Consider the following 1,009-nt stretch of genomic DNA (forward strand, 5'->3'; position numbering starts at 1 on the left):
AAAAAACCGGGGCGGATTGCTCCGCCCCGGTATTCCGGATCGTCTCGCCCCCGAGGGGGCGGTCGCCCCGTGTTCCTTAACGGAACAGCGAGGTGACGGTCTGCGGCGCCTGGTTGGCGATCGACAGGGCCTGCACGCCAAGCTGCTGCTTGACCTGCAATGCCTGCAGCTTCGCCGACTCCTTGGCCAGATCGGCATCGACGAGGTTGCCGATACCGCCCTCGATCGCGTCCGACAGCTTGCTGGCGAACGCGCTCTGCGCATCGATCTTGCGCGAGGCCGAACCCAGATCGCTGAGCTTGGTGTTGATGTCCTTGCCCAGCGCATCCAGCGTGCCGACCATCGTCTTCGCATCCGATGCCGACGTGATCGTCGACGTCGTCAGCAACTTGCCGGTGCCGGTCGTTGCCAGACCCATGTCCTGATTGGAGACGCTCAGCGTGTCGGCGGTGTAGCTGCCGCTCGAAACGCTACCCAGCGACTGCAACGCCGAGACGGTGCCGCCGCTTGCCTTCAGCAGGTTGGTGCCATTGAACTCGGACGAGTTGACGATCGTGGTGATCTGGTCGCGAAGGGCCGTGAAGTCCTTGTTGTACGCATCGCGGCTCGCCTGATCGACACCTTCATCCGATGCCTGCTTCGCAAGCGTCTTCATCTGGTTGACGACGTCGGAGATCTGCTCTGCGCCTGCGACCGCAACATCGGTCACGCTCTTCGCCCGGCTGAGCGACGAGGAGACCGCCTTCAGTCCACCCAGATCACCGCGGAGCTTTTCCGCGATGGTGAAGGCAGCCGAATCGTCCTTGGTCGAGCTGACGTTCAGGCCGCTGTTGATGCGGCTCTGCACGGTGGCCAGACCCTTGCTGGTGGAGTTCAGCGCCTGAAGCGCAGCCATCGCACCGGTGTTCGTGTTGACGGACATTGCCATGTGAAATCTTCCTTCTGGAAAGAACGGCTGCTTCTGCGGCCGTGGACCAAACCGGCGGTCCCCCGGCGCGTCGCCTCAAAG

General features: G+C 63.1%; 1 protein-coding gene. It reads right to left on the minus strand.

The window, feature by feature from the left end:
- Positions 1 to 76: 76 nt before the first annotated feature.
- A complete protein-coding gene (locus tag ABD719_RS18620) occupies positions 77 to 928 on the minus strand; it encodes a flagellin (RefSeq protein WP_344694863.1) in 852 nt (283 codons plus the stop codon).
- Between the last annotated feature and the right edge of the window lie 81 nt (positions 929 to 1,009).

Origin of the sequence: Sphingomonas cynarae (assembly GCF_039537815.1) — a bacterium.
GTDB classification, from domain to species: Bacteria; Pseudomonadota; Alphaproteobacteria; order Sphingomonadales; family Sphingomonadaceae; genus Sphingomonas; species Sphingomonas cynarae.